At 42.6% G+C, this 15,272-nt stretch carries 15 protein-coding genes and 1 riboswitch; of the genes, 14 read left to right on the forward strand and 1 reads right to left on the reverse strand.

The window, feature by feature from the left end; translation table 11 throughout:
* Nucleotides 1-14 precede the first annotated feature (14 nt).
* Entirely contained in the window at nt 15-938 is a 924-nt protein-coding gene (locus tag DW930_RS01790; protein WP_123159172.1) for an FAD:protein FMN transferase, read from the reverse strand.
* A gap of 215 nt (nt 939-1,153) precedes the next feature.
* On the opposite strand from DW930_RS01790, the gene DW930_RS01795 reads away from it, so the two are divergent.
* The 14 genes from DW930_RS01795 to DW930_RS01855 all read left to right on the forward strand — a co-directional run bounded on the left by DW930_RS01795 (nt 1,154) and on the right by DW930_RS01855 (nt 15,272).
* Entirely contained in the window at nt 1,154-2,530 is a 1,377-nt protein-coding gene (locus DW930_RS01795) for an FAD-dependent oxidoreductase (protein ID WP_123159173.1), read from the forward strand.
* 107 nt (nt 2,531-2,637) lie between these two features.
* Entirely contained in the window at nt 2,638-4,179 is a 1,542-nt protein-coding gene (locus tag DW930_RS01800; protein WP_123159174.1) for a ClC family H(+)/Cl(-) exchange transporter, read from the forward strand.
* A gap of 94 nt (nt 4,180-4,273) precedes the next feature.
* Nucleotides 4,274-5,143, forward strand: coding sequence for an iron uptake system protein EfeO (gene efeO, locus DW930_RS01805; protein WP_123159175.1), 870 nt, complete (start codon nt 4,274-4,276; stop codon nt 5,141-5,143).
* Nucleotides 5,144-5,145: 2 nt separating this feature from the next.
* Nucleotides 5,146-6,354, forward strand: a complete 1,209-nt coding sequence (gene efeB, locus DW930_RS01810) for an iron uptake transporter deferrochelatase/peroxidase subunit (protein ID WP_123159176.1) — start codon at nt 5,146-5,148, stop codon at nt 6,352-6,354.
* Entirely contained in the window at nt 6,332-8,014 is a 1,683-nt protein-coding gene (locus tag DW930_RS01815; protein WP_123159177.1) for an FTR1 family protein, read from the forward strand. The genes efeB and DW930_RS01815 overlap by 23 nt, the downstream gene beginning before the upstream one ends.
* Complete coding sequence (gene tatC, locus DW930_RS01820) at nt 8,004-8,723, forward strand: twin-arginine translocase subunit TatC (RefSeq protein WP_123159178.1); 720 nt, start codon at nt 8,004-8,006, stop codon at nt 8,721-8,723. The genes DW930_RS01815 and tatC overlap by 11 nt, the downstream gene beginning before the upstream one ends.
* 2 nt (nt 8,724-8,725) lie before the next feature.
* Entirely contained in the window at nt 8,726-8,926 is a 201-nt protein-coding gene (locus DW930_RS01825; RefSeq protein ID WP_123159179.1) for a twin-arginine translocase TatA/TatE family subunit, read from the forward strand.
* A 251-nt stretch (nt 8,927-9,177) separates the two neighbouring features.
* Nucleotides 9,178-9,303 (forward strand): hypothetical protein, encoded by a 126-nt coding sequence (locus DW930_RS10635; protein ID WP_023023285.1) that lies wholly within the window; start codon nt 9,178-9,180, stop codon nt 9,301-9,303.
* 57 nt (nt 9,304-9,360) lie between these two features.
* Nucleotides 9,361-9,921 (forward strand): sugar O-acetyltransferase, encoded by a 561-nt coding sequence (locus DW930_RS01830; protein ID WP_123159180.1) that lies wholly within the window; start codon nt 9,361-9,363, stop codon nt 9,919-9,921.
* Nucleotides 9,918-10,640, forward strand: coding sequence for an alpha/beta hydrolase (locus tag DW930_RS01835; RefSeq protein WP_123159181.1), 723 nt, complete (start codon nt 9,918-9,920; stop codon nt 10,638-10,640). Before DW930_RS01830 ends, DW930_RS01835 begins: the two co-directional genes overlap by 4 nt.
* A gap of 179 nt (nt 10,641-10,819) precedes the next feature.
* Nucleotides 10,820-11,803 (forward strand): GMP reductase, encoded by a 984-nt coding sequence (guaC, locus tag DW930_RS01840; RefSeq protein WP_123159182.1) that lies wholly within the window; start codon nt 10,820-10,822, stop codon nt 11,801-11,803.
* Nucleotides 11,796-11,891, forward strand: a riboswitch (purine riboswitch). It overlaps the preceding gene by 8 nt.
* Before the next feature lie 74 nt (nt 11,892-11,965).
* Nucleotides 11,966-12,547 carry a xanthine phosphoribosyltransferase gene (locus DW930_RS01845; RefSeq protein WP_123159183.1) on the forward strand — a complete coding sequence of 194 codons (582 nt, stop codon included), beginning with the start codon at nt 11,966-11,968 and terminating at the stop codon, nt 12,545-12,547.
* On the forward strand, nt 12,547-13,809 hold the full coding sequence (locus DW930_RS01850) for a nucleobase:cation symporter-2 family protein (protein ID WP_123159184.1): 1,263 nt from the start codon (nt 12,547-12,549) through the stop codon (nt 13,807-13,809). The genes DW930_RS01845 and DW930_RS01850 overlap by 1 nt, the downstream gene beginning before the upstream one ends.
* Nucleotides 13,810-13,925: 116 nt before the next feature.
* Nucleotides 13,926-15,272: an MATE family efflux transporter gene (locus DW930_RS01855; RefSeq protein ID WP_123159185.1), complete on the forward strand. Its 1,347-nt coding sequence runs from the start codon at nt 13,926-13,928 to the stop codon at nt 15,270-15,272.

Consider the following 15,272-nt stretch of genomic DNA (forward strand, 5'->3'; position numbering starts at 1 on the left):
TTCTGAAATTAAAATTACAAATAATGATGTAGCCCACTGGTATAGGCGAGGCGACCTGACTGATAGACTAGAATAGCATCCATGCCAGGTAAGGTTTCAACAATATTTAAAATGTTGGTCGGTTCTTCACCGAACAAGCGGGTGGTCCAAATCTCCCCATCGACTGATCGTTCAGAAATAATCGTGAGACTTGCCAGTTCTGTTTCGACAGGATAGCCAGTTTGAGGATCAAAAATATGATGGAAGGACCGGCCGTCAACCTCAAGGTGACGAACATAAGTACCTGATGTCACAACGGACTTATCTGTAACAGATAGAACTAGTAAATGTTCCCCTCTTGGAAGCTGCGGATCTTGAATCCCGATTCGCCAAGGGCGATGACTGACAGGGTTTAACCCAAGGGTAAGAATATTTCCGCCCAAATCAATTAAAGCCTGCTCAATCCCCTGACTCCTGATATAACTAGCTAGTAAATCCGCACTAAACCCCTTAGCTAAAGCACCTAGATCAATTTTCATTCCTTTTCTTTTGAGAAAAACAGTTTGTTGATTCGAATCTAAGCAAATCTGATGAGGGTCAATGACTGTTAGGGCTTGTTCAATTTCTACTTGATCAGGCTTCCTAGCATCTGAAAAACCAATTCTCCAGCTTTGGACAAGTGGACCAATCGCAATGTTTAAATGACTTCCTTGCGCCTGACTATGGCTAGTTCCTAGAGCAATCAGTGAAAAAAGATCCGGATGAACCTTTACGGGTTCAATGCCAGCTTTTTGATTGACCTCCATCAATTCAGAAGAAGGGTCATTAGCACTAAAGCGATGCTCATAGGATCGCAGGAGATTAAAGCAATCGGCCAGCATTTGGTCAGCTTGTTGATGAGAAATCGAAACGGTTATGGTGGAGCCCATTAGGCGTTCGGATCGACTAGTTAGTTCCACAAATAGTAAACCACCTTTCCAATATTCACCTACTTCAAGTTTATCAAAAAGAAAGCCATTTCACAATCCCCCCAAGCAAATTTATTGACATTTTTCAGGACTTATGCAAATTGATTTGAAAATAAAATCACAAAATGTAAGCAAAAAATTTGGAAACGATATCATTTTCATGTTATAATTGTATGGTAAATAAAATTAAAGGTAGGATTTTTTCTATGAGTAAAATCGTAGTTGTGGGTGCTAACCACGCTGGAACTGCATGTATCAACACAATGTTGGATAATTTTGGAAACGAAAATGAAATCGTTGTCTTTGACCAAAACTCGAACATCTCATTCCTTGGATGCGGAATGGCTCTTTGGATTGGTGAACAAATTGACGGACCTGAAGGCTTGTTCTATTCTGATAAAGAAAAATTAGAAGCTAAAGGCGCTAAAGTTTACATGAACTCACCAGTTCTTTCAATTGACTACGACAACAAAGTTGTAACTGCAGAAGTAGATGGTAAAGAACACAAAGAATCATATGACAAATTGATCTTCGCAACTGGTTCAACTCCAATTTTGCCACCAATCGAAGGTGTTGAAATTGTCAAAGGGAACCGCGAGTTCAAAGCGACTCTTGAAAATGTACAATTCGTTAAATTGTACCAAAACGCTGAAGAAGTTATTAAAAAACTTGAAGACAAGAGCAAACACCTTGAGCGCATCGCTGTTGTTGGTGGTGGATACATCGGTGTTGAGCTTGCTGAAGCATTCGAACGTCTTGGAAAAGAAGTAGTTCTTGTTGATATCGTTGACACAGTATTGAACGGATACTATGACAAAGACTTCACACAAATGATGGCTAAAAACTTGGAAGACCACAACATCCGTTTGGCACTTGGTCAAACTGTTAAAGCTATCGAAGGTGACGGTAAAGTAGAACGCTTGGTAACTGACAAAGAAACATTCGACGTTGATATGGTTATTCTTGCTGTTGGTTTCCGTCCAAACACAGCGCTTGCTGATGGTAAGATCGAACTCTTCCGCAACGGTGCCTTCCTTGTAGACAAGAAACAAGAAACATCAATCCCAGGTGTATACGCTGTTGGTGACTGTGCGACCGTATATGACAACGCTCGTAAAGACACTAGTTACATTGCTCTTGCATCAAATGCGGTACGTACTGGTATCGTAGGAGCTTATAACGCTTGTGGACATGAGCTTGAAGGAATCGGTGTGCAAGGATCAAACGGTATCTCTATCTATGGTCTTCACATGGTTTCAACTGGTTTGACTCTTGAAAAAGCAAAAGCAGCAGGCTACAACGCTGTTGAAACTGGCTTCAACGACCTTCAAAAACCAGAATTTATCAAACATGACAACCATGAAGTTGCCATCAAGATCGTTTATGATCAAGACAGCCGTGAAATCCTTGGTGCTCAAATGGTATCACGTGATGCTGCAATCTCAATGGGTATCCACATGTTCTCATTGGCTATCCAAGAGCACGTTACAATTGAAAAATTGGCATTGACAGACCTATTCTTCTTGCCACACTTCAACAAACCATACAACTATATTACTATGGCAGCACTTACTGCTAAATAATGTTGTCCAAAAAACGCTCATTAGAGCGTTTTTTTGCTGTTGTCTTACTCAAGAGCTATAAAAAATAGTATAATAAAAGCAAGAAATCTGGGAGTTGAAGAGAATTTATGAAACAAAGTCAGCAAATCCAAAGAGAATTTCAATCGACCTCGAGATCTATTTTATCTCAGGTTAGTAGAGGTGTTTTAGTAGGGCTTGTAGTCGGTGCGATTGTCTCGAGTTTTAGATTTTTTATTGAGCATCTCTTTCATGTTGTCCAGGGATTGTATAAGGATCTAGGAAGAAGTCCGATCAATTGGGTCATTATCCTCTCTATGTATCTTTTTATTATTTTGCTAGCTAGCCAGCTCATCAAAAAGAACAAAAACGTTAAAGGATCTGGTATTCCTCAAGTAGAAGCAGAATTAAAAGGATTGCTTCAGATAGACTGGTGGGCTACGCTTTGGCAGAAGTACATTTTAGGGATTTTAGCAATTGCAAGTGGTTTGATGTTGGGTCGTGAAGGCCCCAGTATCCAACTTGGCGCCATGGGAGGAAAGGGGCTGGCTAAGAAACTTGCGCTTAGTCCAGTAGAAGAAAGAGCCTTGATAGCCAGCGGTGCTGCGGCAGGTTTGGCAGCAGCCTTCAATGCGCCGATTGCGGGTCTTCTCTTTGTAGTAGAAGAAGTCTACCATCATTTTTCTCGTGTCTTCTGGGTATCGACCTTGGCTGCTAGTTTGGTCGCAAACTTTGTCTCTCTCAATATTTTCGGTCAAACACCTGTTTTAAACATGCCGGACCACATCCCCCATATCGATTTATCCAGTTATTGGATTTTCTTAGTCATGGGAATTTTTCTGGGCCTAACTGGTTATTTCTATGAAGTTGCTGTTTTAAATATTGGTCGTGTTTATCAAAAGCTTGGTAGCTGTTTCAAGGTGGCGGCACCCTATTACCCACTCTTTGCCTTTCTTTTGATCATACCAATCGGTTATTATTTCCCTCACTTACTGGGTGGCGGCAATCAGTTGGTTTTGGATTTAGCCCATGTCCCACTTAGTATCCAGACACTAGTCTTTTATTTTGGGATACGGTTTATCTGGAGTATGATCAGTTACGGTAGTGGTCTTCCTGGTGGCATCTTCCTTCCTATCCTAGCTCTTGGATCAGTCTTAGGAGCCTTGGTTGCTGCGGTGTTATTGCAGTTTGGTCACATACATTCTAATCAACTCCCCTTGTTTGTCATTTTAGGAATGAGTGGTTATTTCAGTGCCATTTCAAAAGCGCCCCTGACAGCCATGATTCTAGTGACCGAAATGGTAGGAGATATTCGAACCTTGATGCCGATTGGCTTGGTGACTTTGACAGCCTACATTACCATGGATCTACTAAAAGGAGCCCCTGTCTATGAGGCTATGTTGGAACAATTGATGCCTGAGGTGACCAGTGGTTCGGATGTCTTAACCTTAATCGAAATTCCTGTATCAGAGAAAATAGCAGGCCGTCAAGTACGTGATTTGGACCTGCCGAGAGATCTCCTGATCACAACTCATCAGCACAATGGCAAAAATAGCACGGTGCACGGCAGCACCCGTCTCTATCTTGGAGATAGCATCTACCTTGTCGTAAAAGAGACAGACATTGGTCGCGTGAAAGAGTTACTCCTCTAATTTGTTTTATTAAAGTTTTCTGACAATTGTTGAAAAATGAGAAAATCTTTGCTATAATAGACCACGTAAAAAACGAATCTAGGAGAAAAGACTCATGAAAAAACTTGCAGTAGCACTCTTATCCGTTGCTTTATTAGCAGGCTGTGCCAATACATCTTCAAAAAACACAACTACAAATAGTTCCTCTTCGACAGTGAAATTGTCTAAAGAAGACCAAAAAGCCTTGGATCAAGCGACAAGTGAATACAAGGAGTTTGTGCAAGGCCAAATCGATCAATTGTTAAAAGATACAGAGGAATTTCAACGAGTCCTTAAAAGTGGTGATTTAGAGGAAGCCAAGAAGGTCTATCCTTTGATTCGGATGTCTTATGAACGATCTGAACCGATCGCTGAAAGTTTTGGGGAGTCTGATGTCAAGATTGACTTCCGTTTAGTTGACTATGTTGACGAAAACAAATCCGAAGAAGGATGGTCAGGCTTCCACCGTATCGAACGCATCTTGTGGGAAGAAAATACAACTGAAGGCACTGAAAAATATGCAGAGCAATTGGTCAAGGATATCAAAGAGCTGAAAGCTAAGATTGCGACAGTAGAAGTGACGCCTGATTTGATGTTGACAGGTGCGGTTGACCTCTTGAATGAAGTGGCGACACAAAAAATCACTGGGGAAGAAGAAATCTTCTCTCATACAGACCTTTATGATTTCCGTGCCAATATTGAAGGGGCTGAAAAGATTTTTGCTCTCTTCAAACCTCTTATTGAGAAGAAGGATGCCAAGCTAGTGAAAACCCTTGAAACAGAATTCAAGGCTGTGAATGACCTGTTAGACAAACATATGACGGATGAATCCAACTATAAATCATATACTGATCTAACAGAAAAAGATACTAAAGAACTAGCAGAAGCAGTAACAAAATTGGGGGAACCACTCTCTCAAATGGGAATCATTTTAAACGGTAAATAACAATGACAAAAGACGATAAATTTTTTGAAAAGAAGATGGATCGTCGCGAATTTCTGAAAAAAGCAGGTATTGGGGGAGCAGGCTTAGCACTTGGTCTATCCGGTGCTTCTGCTTTTTTCGCTAATAAGGAACAAGGTTCCAAAAATATCGCAGACGGTCAAGAAGAAATTAGTTTTTACGGCAAGCATCAGGCAGGGATTACCACGCCCATGCAGAAGAATATCTATTTTGTGGTGCTCGATCTCCGGACGACAGATAAAAACGAATTGATTCAGTTGTTTAAAGAATGGACAGATTATAGCCAGAAATTAGTTAATGGCGAACTGGTCAAAAAGGATGGGTCCAACGCTCTCTTGCCACCAAGTGACACTGGGGAAACTGTCGGACTAAATCCTTACCGCCTCACCTTAACATTTGGTGTTTCGGCTAGTTTTTTGACAAAATTAGGACTTGAGAAGAAACGTCCTAAACTCTTCCGGGATCTGCCAGCTTTTCCTAAGGAACAGTTGAGAGAGCAGTATACAGGTGGTGATATCGTTATCCAAGCATGTGCAGATGATGAGCAGGTGGCCTTTCATGCTGTCCGCAACTTGATCCGTAAAGGACGCAATAAGGTGACTATGAAGTGGAGTCAATCAGGCTTTGCTGCTATTGGGGATCGCATGGAAACACCGAGAAACCTCTTTGGTTTTAAGGATGGAACTGCCAATGTCACGACAGAGAAAGATTTTGATAAGGTAGTCTGGTCTGATAGTCAAGACTGGATGAAAAACGGCTCTTATATGGCTGTTCGCAGGATTATCATGCACTTAGAGACCTGGGACCGCACCAACCTGCAGGAGCAAGAAAATACTTTTGGGCGTTATAAAGAAAGTGGTGCACCATTTGGAAAGAAAAACGAATTTGACGAAGTGGATCTCTCCCTCTTACCAGTTGACTCTCATGTCCGTTTGGCCAAAGAAGTGGATTTACCCATTTTACGCCGCTCTTATTCCTACTCTGATGGGATTGATCCGAAAACGGGGCAGTTTGATGCTGGATTACTCTTTATTGCCTTCCAAAAGGATCCAGACAGCTTTGTAAAAATCCAAACCAATCTTGGGGCAGTCGATAAGATGAATGAATACGTGACCCATATTGGCAGTGGCCTCTTTGCCTGCTTTGGAGGTGTGAAGAAAGGAGGCTACATTGGTCAAGACTTATTTGAATAAACTTCTAGTTGTCTTTGTAGCCTGTCTCTTTTTCATCGTATCGCCTGTCCAAGCAGAATCTTATAGCGATCTTTTTATCAAAATTACCGACGCGACGACAGCAGTTCGGGACAAGGATCAAGAGAAGGCTCACACGCTAGTAGCAGAGATAAAAGAAGAGTTTTTGAAGAAAGACAATCATGATTCTAAGGCAGGAAAGGAAGTTCAGAAAAGTCTGGACTTGGAGGGCGAAATCACAGAAAAACAATTGGTGACAGTTTCCGCTTCCTTGCTAGCCTTTGAAAAAGAGCAAAATCCAGTCGACCTGGATGCTGAAAAAGAGAAGCTAGAAACTCGCTTACAACCTTACTTTGAGAAGCTTCAAGAGGCGATTTCTGCAAAGGATCTCCAAGCAACACGTAAGGCCTACGCTGATTTAAACAATACCTGGACTCGGAATGAAGCAGTTGTCAGAGATCATAGTACCGCTTATTACGGAAAGGTAGAAACAGCTATCTCCTTCTTGAGAAGTGCGATCGAAACAGAGCCTACAAACTTTGACTCCATCCAATCTTCTTACGATGACCTAAAGAATGTGCTGGATCAATTTATCAGTGGGGAAAAGATCGAAGAAACATCCACCAATCTGACCCTTTCAGACGGGATTAAGCTCCTCAAGAAAGCTCTTGGTCTCTTCCGAGCCAATGATGCTAGTCAAGCTAGTCAAGTGATGAAAGAGTTCATTACCATTTGGCCAACGATCGAAGGGGACGTAAGCACGACCAACCCCTCTCTCTATACCCGAGTGGAAAGCCAAAGTCCAGTCATTATGGTCAAGGGGAATGAAAGCAAGTATCAAAAGCAGCTAGAAACCCTGATTAGGGATCTGTCTGCCATTGATACCACTGCCTCCTATTCGGCGGTTGACGCCATGTTGATCCTCTTGCGTGAAGGAGTCGAAGCGCTATTGATTGTCATGGCCTTAGTGACAGTTCTCAAGTCAGCTAAATTGACCAAAGGACTGAAATGGGTCTATGCAGGAGCTCTTCTGGGAATCCTTGCTAGTGCCGCCATTGCAGTTGCTCTTCAATATTTGTTCCCAGCTGTGACTTCAGCTTCCAACCGTGAGGTGATCGAAGGGGCAGTGGGGATCATTGCAGTAGGGATGATGATTGTCATTGGGATTTGGCTGCATCGCAAGTCCTCTGTTCAAAAATGGAACCAATTCATGGAGACGCAGATGAAGGCTGTGACTGCAACTGGAAGTTTCATTTCGATGTTTGCTCTCAGTTTCTTAGCTGTCTTCCGAGAGGGAGCTGAGACCATTCTTTTCTATGTAGGGATCCTCCCTCGTATTCGTTCCTTTGATTTCTTCCTAGGGATCGGCTTAGCTCTTGCAGTTTTAGCCATTCTTGCTATTCTTATGACAAAGGCAAGTCATTTGGTCAAGCCGCATAAAATTTTCTTCCTCTTGACTTGGATGATCTATGCTCTGGCCTTTAAGATGCTAGGGGTGAGCCTACACGCGCTCCAATTAACCAATATGCTTCCCAACCATGTCTTGAGTAATTTCCCAACCATTGATTGGGCAGGGATCTACCCGAGCTTGGAAGTTCTTGGTTGCCAAGTTTTATTTGTCCTGATTATCGGGATTGTGACGGTGAAGCAGCATGAAAAATGAAGATAGAAGGCTCACGATTGTAGAGCATTTAAGCGAGTTTAGACGACGCTTCATTGCTTGCATCCTTTGTTTTTTCCTTGTCTTTTGTGGAGCCCTCTTGTTTTCTGATCAGCTTTATTCATACTTGACAGCTGGCTTTCGGGAAAAACTCTTAGTACTTGGACCTAATGATATTTTAAGCATCTACTTGCAATTGGCAGGTTTAATGGCTTTCACCATCACCCTGCCCTTCACCCTCTTTCAAGTCTGGCAATTTGTAAAGCCAGCTTTGAGAAAGGGGGAAGCAGGAGCTATTCTGCTCTATGTGCCAGCCAGTTTGATTTGTTTCTTACTAGGCTTATTCTTCGGCTATTATCTGGTAAGTCCGGCTATCTTAGAGGTCCTCTTGAAGTTGGGACAAGGCCAGTTTACTATCCAGTTAACGGCACAGAACTATTTGACCTTCGTCTTTCATACAACCGTTCCTCTGGGTGTCTTATTTGAATTGCCGGTCCTTGTAGCCTTTTTGACCTCGATTCATATCTTAACACCAGACTGGTTAAGGCGCTATCGCCGAATAGCCTACTTTCTATTGCTGGTACTAGCCGTCATCCTGACCCCTGCTGATTTTATCAGTGATCTAGCAATGACTGTGCCTCTTATCTTGCTCTATGAAGTGAGCCTGGGCATCAGTCGCATCATCTATAACCGTATACAAAAAAGGAGATAAATATGGGAATTTTACGTGATATCGGTGCACCAGGTCTGATTATTATTATCCTGGGAGCCCTCTTAATCTTTGGACCAAAGCGTTTGCCAGAGTTAGGACACTCACTTGGAAAAATGTTCTCTGAATTCAAGTCGGCCGTCAACAATGGTGCCGCTGAAAAAGAAGAGGATAAAGACAGGACCGATAAAAAAGAAGAAAAATAGCTTTCCTTTCATGATATTTTCTGACAGAACGATTATGTCTTCTTTCATTTTCCATAATAGCAAAAGCAGGAGGATAGAGTTAAAACGATATCTGAGCAAGAATCCTGCTTTTTGTTATTTTTGAACAGTCTGAAAATTTTTGTAAATTACAAATTGAAAACAAATCAAAAAGTGATAGCGTTTTCCTTGAATCTTAAATAGGCCAGGAGTATAATGGAGGGTGGAAAAAGTACATTAAAAAGGAGTGTGTCATGATGATCATTAGTGTGATTTTTGCTGTAGCTTACTTCTTGCTGGTTGCCCTTGTTGCGGCTCTTGTTTTCCGAGCGATAGGAAAAATATTTGAGCTCTTCGATGGTTACCTGATGTACCATTAAGAGATAAACAAGCCCACTCACTATGAGTGGTTTTTTACTATTAGACGGGAGATGACTATGAAAACTGAATATGAAAAGATGATTGCTGGTGAGTTCTACAGTCCCATGGATCCAGAATTGAGGAGGTTGGCGCAAGAAGCTCGGACCAAGCAATTTGTCTTTAACCAAGAAGCAGACGGAGATAAGCGAAGCCAAATCATAAAAAGTTGGTTCGGGTCCACTGGGGAAAATCTTTCCCTGCACCCTTTTTTGGCTTGCGATTTTGGGGTGAATATCCACTTAGGAGAGAACTTTTATGCCAACTGGAACCTAACCATGCTGGATGTCTGCCCGATCAGGATTGGGAAGAACGCCATGATCGGTCCCAATTGTCAATTTCTCACTCCTCTTCATCCCCTGGATCCACACGAACGAAATGCAGGAAAAGAATATGGTGCTCCAATAACGATTGGAGATAACTTCTGGGCAGGTGGAGGAGCCATCATTCTTCCAGGTGTTACCCTAGGCGATAATGTCGTCGTCGGAGCAGGAGCTGTGGTGACAAAATCCTTTGGGGATAATGTAGTCTTAGCAGGTAATCCGGCCAGAATCATCAAGGAAATAGAGGTGAAAGGATGAGGTTTTACTTTATCGGAGGACTTGGAAGTAACGAGAATCATATGACCGAATTTGCTCACTGTTTTCCATTTCCCATCACGTATCTAGACCCCTATAAGGTAAACCTGGAATCTGCAAAAGATTTAGTAGATTGGTTTGAAGCCTATGCGGATACTAATGAAAAAACTTGTATCATTGCCCATTCGTTTGGTGGAGATTTGGCTCGGTACCTAGCATCCAATATGCCACAAATGACACACCTGGTCCTTCTTGACGGTGGCTATCTTAACATGGATCAGATCTTACCACTGGAGCAGGAAATTGAGGAGACACTTACCTATCTGAAGCAACAGGTCTTTTCATATCTAGAAGAAGCGGTTGCGAGTGAACTTGGAGATACTGACAATGCTTCGCCAGCGACTATAAAAGCCATCCAAGCCAGTTATCGTTGGAATTCTGACCTCCATCATTATGAACTGGATTTGGATCCACAAGCTGTTCTTTCTTTGCTGAGACTCAGACGGGAACTTCGATCTTTTCAAGCTCCACTAACGGATACCAAGGCCTTATTCATCGGTCCTAAATACGAAGATGAGCCCGATTGGAGAGCTAGAGCACTTGAAAATTTAGATCCTTCTCTCAAGAAGCTACTCTTAAAGGATCTCAGTCACGATTTTTATACAGCAGTCCCTAAGCTTGTCAGCAAAGAAATCATCAATTGGATTGGTGTTTGTTCATAAATAACTCATATATAGAAGTTGTTCTAAATAATCGTCTAGTAATTTCCGAACATTATTTAGATAATCAGCATTCTAATTGAATCGACTCCGTATCTTTGTTATAATCTTGAATGGAAACGTCGGAAGGCGTAGTGATGAACCATCACGATTTAAAATTTAGAAACGAGATTTCAATCCGTATGTTAAACGAATTTCCAATCTTTGATTACGAAGATATTCAATTAATCCCTAACAAGTGCATTATCAAAAGTCGTGCAGAAGCTGACACCACAGTTCAGTTTGGTAAGCACACTTTCAAGTTGCCAGTCGTACCTGCTAACATGCAGACCATCCTAGATGAGGACGTAGCTGAGCAACTGGCTAAGGGGGGGTATTTTTACATTATGCACCGCTTTGACGAAGATGGACGCACTCCCTTTATCAAACGTATGCACGATCAGGGATTAATCGCTTCTATCTCAGTTGGAGTAAAAGACTATGAGTACGACTTTGTGACTCAACTCAAGGACGATGTCCCTGAATACATCACCATCGATATCGCTCACGGACACTCAGATAGTGTCATCCAAATGATCCAGCATATCAAGAAGGAGTTGCCAGATACCTTTGTCATCGCAGGAAATGTCGGAACACCTGAGGCCGTTCGTGAGTTGGAAAATGCTGGAGCGGATGCTACCAAGGTCGGGATCGGTCCTGGTAAGGTCTGCATCACCAAAGTGAAGACTGGCTTTGGTACTGGCGGTTGGCAGTTAGCAGCCCTTCGTTGGTGTTCAAAAGCAGCTCGCAAGCCGATTATTGCGGACGGGGGGATTCGGACGCACGGAGATATTGCGAAATCCATTCGTTTTGGTGCCAGCATGGTCATGATTGGCTCACTCTTTGCAGGCCACATTGAAAGCCCAGGGAAAACCGTTGAAGTCGATGGGGAATCCTTCAAAGAGTATTATGGATCTGCTTCTGAGTACCAAAAAGGGGCCTATAAAAATGTTGAAGGCAAGAAAATCCTCCTACCAGCCAAAGGTCACCTGCAAGATACCTTGACGGAGATGGAGCAAGACTTGCAAAGTTCTATTTCCTATGCTGGAGGCCGTAAGGTTGCTGATCTGAAGCATGTCGATTATGTCATCGTAAAGAACTCTATCTGGAATGGTGACTCTCATTAAAACTACAATTACTTATTTATCTTGCGAATTGGCGCAAGGTCTCTACAAGGTGCCGGAACACCTAACAATAAGTAAGTCTAAGATTGATGCAGGGATTCCTGTATTCACTAGAGGCTTACTTGGTAAGTCTCTATTTTTGTTCCAAAGAGTTTAGGAGTAAACATGAAATTATTAGAAGAACGTATTTTAAAAGATGGAAATGTCCTGGGAGAGAATATCCTCAAGGTCGATTCTTTCTTGACCCACCAAGTGGATTACCAGCTGATGAAAGAGATTGGGAAGGCATTTGCGAATCGCTTTAAAGATACTGGTCTGACTAAAGTTGTCACCATCGAAGCATCCGGAATCGCTCCTGCCCTCTATGTCGCAGAAGCTTTGGAACTTCCTATGATCTTCGCTAAAAAAGCAAAAAATATTACGATGAATGAAGGGATTTTGACAGCAGAAGTCTATTCTTTTACCAAGCAAGTGACCAGTACCGTTTCCATTGCTGGCAAGTTTTTATCACCAGATGATCGCATTTTGATCATCGATGACTTTCTAGCAAATGGCCAAGCAGCTAAAGGCTTGATCCAGATTATCGAACAAGCTGGGGCGCGTGTAGAAGCAGTTGGCATCGTTATTGAAAAATCCTTCCAAGAAGGCCGTGGACTGTTAGAAGAACTCGGCTACCCAGTTGTATCCCTAGCTCGTTTGGACCGTTTTGAAAATGGTCAAGTTGTATTCAAGGAGGCAGACATCTAATGCAAAAGCAAGAAAACCATTCACAGGCAGCCATTCTAGGCTTGCAGCACCTATTGGCCATGTATTCGGGTTCTATTTTAGTGCCAATCATGATTGCGGGTGCTTTGGGCTATAATGCCCACCAACTAACCTATCTGATCTCTACAGATATCTTTATGTGTGGGGTCGCTACCTTCCTGCAATTGCAGTTAAACAAACATTTCGGGATTGGTCTACCGGTCGTCCTCGGGGTGGCCTTCCAGTCTGTGGCACCTCTTAGCATGATTGGGGCTAGCCATGGTAGTGGGGCTATGTTTGGTGCCTTGATTGTTTCAGGGATTTACGTCGTTCTGGTCTCAGGATTCTTCTCTAAAATCGCCAACCTCTTCCCATCTATTGTGACAGGATCTGTCATTACCACAATAGGTTTGACCTTGATTCCAGTTGCGATTGGGAACATGGGAAACAATGCAGCAGAACCAACGGTTCAAAGTTTGTTTTTGGCCGTGATTACCATTCTCATCATTCTCGTGGTTAATATCTATACGACAGGCTTTATCAAATCCATCTCTATTTTGATTGGGTTGATCGTTGGGACAGCTATTGCAGCTTCTATGGGCTTGGTGGACTTTACGCCCGTGGATCAGGCCCCTATTCTTCATGTTCCAACACCGTTCTTCTTTGGAGCTCCTAAGTTTGAAATCACCTCAATCGTTATGATATGTATCATCGCAACTGTTTCAATGGTGGAATCGACTGGTGTTTATCTTGCACTTTCGGATATTACAAAAGATCCAATTGATAGCACGCGCCTCCGTAATGGCTACCGCGCTGAAGGGTTGGCCGTACTTCTCGGTGGTATCTTCAATACCTTCCCTTACACTGGATTCTCACAAAACGTAGGCTTGGTGAAATTGTCTGGTATCAAGACTCGTCTTCCAATCTACTATGCAGCTGGCTTCCTCGTTCTCCTTGGTCTCCTTCCTAAGTTTGGAGCTTTGGCACAAATCATTCCAAGTCCAGTACTTGGTGGAGCCATGCTGGTTATGTTTGGTTTTGTATCTATTCAGGGGATGCAGATTCTGGCTCGTGTCGATTTTGAACACAATGAGCACAATTTCCTCATTGCGGCTGTATCGATAGCAGCAGGAGTCGGTTTGAACAATAGTACTCTCTTTAACGGCCTTCCAAGTGCATTTAAAATGTTCTTTGCAAATGGAATTGTCGTTGCCAGCGTCTTGGCAATTATTCTCAACGCCATCTTGAACCGCAACAAAAAGTAATCTTAAAGAACTGAGGATCAGTTTGATCTTCAGTTCTTTATTTTTTTGACATTTAAGGTGACATATAGTAGAGTGGTAAGAGAAAATTTCAAATTGACAAGAAGAGAGTATCATCCGTGTATCTAACCCATCATTTTAAAGAGCGCTTGCGTTTGTTTATCAGTCTATTTATCCCTCTCCTGGTCTATCAACTAGCCAACTATTCTGCTAGTTTTGTCGATACAGCCATGACAGGACAATACAATACCTTGGACTTAGCTGGCGTGTCAACCGCCACCAGTCTTTGGAATCCCTTCTTTACCTTTTTAACCGGGATTGTATCTGCTTTAACGCCCATTATTGGTCATCACTTAGGGCAGGGGAATAAAAAAAGAATCGCTTCTGATTTTTATCAATTCATTTATCTCTCTTTCATGATGGCTGTCCTCTTGATCGCTTTTGTCTTGCTGATTGCACCGATTGTCTTAAGTGAAATTGGTTTAGAAAGTTTCGTAGAGGGGATTGCAACCCATTACTTAGCCTTTCTCTCTCTAGGAATTTTGCCTCTCTTGCTCTTTAGTGTGGTCCGTTCCTTGCTGGATACCTTGGGGCTCACTCGCTTGTCCATGTACCTCATGCTCCTCTTATTGCCTTTAAACGCTAGTTTTAACTACATGTTGATTTATGGAGCTTTTGGTCTTCCTGAGCTAGGAGGAGCAGGAGCGGGACTAGGAACATCTTTGGCCTACTGGGTTCTCCTCATCATTGCCTTTTTGATCCTTTTCAAACATCCGAAAGTAGCCATCTACCAACTATGGAAGGTTCAACCTATCAATCTCAAAGAGATGAAAGAGACGATTCGCTTGGGCTTACCGATTGGTGGGATTGTGTTTGCAGAAGTCATCATTTTCTCGGTAGTGGGCTTGCTCATGGCTAAATTCCCATCTATGACCATTGCCAGTCACCAGTCGGCCATGAATTTTTCAACTCTCATGTACGCTTTTCCAGCTAGCATCTCCAATACCATGGCTATTATTGTGTCCTACGAGATTGGGGCTGGTCGTCCCGATGTGGTTCGTCAATATTGCCGGATTGGACGATGGACAGCCTTTGGGTTTGCCTTCTTTACCCTTACCTTCCTCTATCTTTATCGCTATCAAGTAGCAGGGCTCTATGGCACTGATCCGGAATTTATCCACCAGACAGCTATTTTCATGACCTATAGCCTCCTTTTTCAAATAGCGGATACGGTCGCAGCACCTATCCAAGGGATTCTACGCGGTTACAAGGACACCACCGTTCCCTTCTTGCTCGGAGTTTTTAGCTATTGGTGTGTCTCTATTCCATTGGGGATCTTTTTAGACCATGTCACTAACTTAGGTCCGTATGCTTACTGGATTGGCTTAATTTCTAGCATTGTCGTTAGTGGTATTTGTTACCAGCTGCGTCTCTGGCAAATTCAGAAGAAATACCAAGTTTCTTAA

It is taken from the genome of Streptococcus sp. AM43-2AT (assembly GCF_003603405.1).
GTDB lineage: Bacteria > Bacillota > Bacilli > Lactobacillales > Streptococcaceae > Streptococcus > Streptococcus ilei.

What these genes read in the sequence shown, in the direction of transcription:
- DW930_RS01835 (WP_123159181.1), top strand. Translation starts at nt 9,918, where the DNA reads ATGAGGTTTTACTTTATCGGAGGACTTGGAAGTAACGAGAATCATATG.
- DW930_RS01800 (WP_123159174.1), top strand. Translation starts at nt 2,638, where the DNA reads ATGAAACAAAGTCAGCAAATCCAAAGAGAATTTCAATCGACCTCGAGA.
- efeB (WP_123159176.1), top strand. Translation starts at nt 5,146, where the DNA reads ATGACAAAAGACGATAAATTTTTTGAAAAGAAGATGGATCGTCGCGAA.
- DW930_RS01795 (WP_123159173.1), top strand. Translation starts at nt 1,154, where the DNA reads ATGAGTAAAATCGTAGTTGTGGGTGCTAACCACGCTGGAACTGCATGT.
- guaC (WP_123159182.1), top strand. Translation starts at nt 10,820, where the DNA reads ATGTTAAACGAATTTCCAATCTTTGATTACGAAGATATTCAATTAATC.
- DW930_RS01845 (WP_123159183.1), top strand. Translation starts at nt 11,966, where the DNA reads ATGAAATTATTAGAAGAACGTATTTTAAAAGATGGAAATGTCCTGGGA.
- DW930_RS10635 (WP_023023285.1), top strand. Translation starts at nt 9,178, where the DNA reads ATGATGATCATTAGTGTGATTTTTGCTGTAGCTTACTTCTTGCTGGTT.
- DW930_RS01825 (WP_123159179.1), top strand. Translation starts at nt 8,726, where the DNA reads ATGGGAATTTTACGTGATATCGGTGCACCAGGTCTGATTATTATTATC.
- efeO (WP_123159175.1), top strand. Translation starts at nt 4,274, where the DNA reads ATGAAAAAACTTGCAGTAGCACTCTTATCCGTTGCTTTATTAGCAGGC.
- tatC (WP_123159178.1), top strand. Translation starts at nt 8,004, where the DNA reads ATGAAAAATGAAGATAGAAGGCTCACGATTGTAGAGCATTTAAGCGAG.
- DW930_RS01830 (WP_123159180.1), top strand. Translation starts at nt 9,361, where the DNA reads ATGAAAACTGAATATGAAAAGATGATTGCTGGTGAGTTCTACAGTCCC.
- DW930_RS01850 (WP_123159184.1), top strand. Translation starts at nt 12,547, where the DNA reads ATGCAAAAGCAAGAAAACCATTCACAGGCAGCCATTCTAGGCTTGCAG.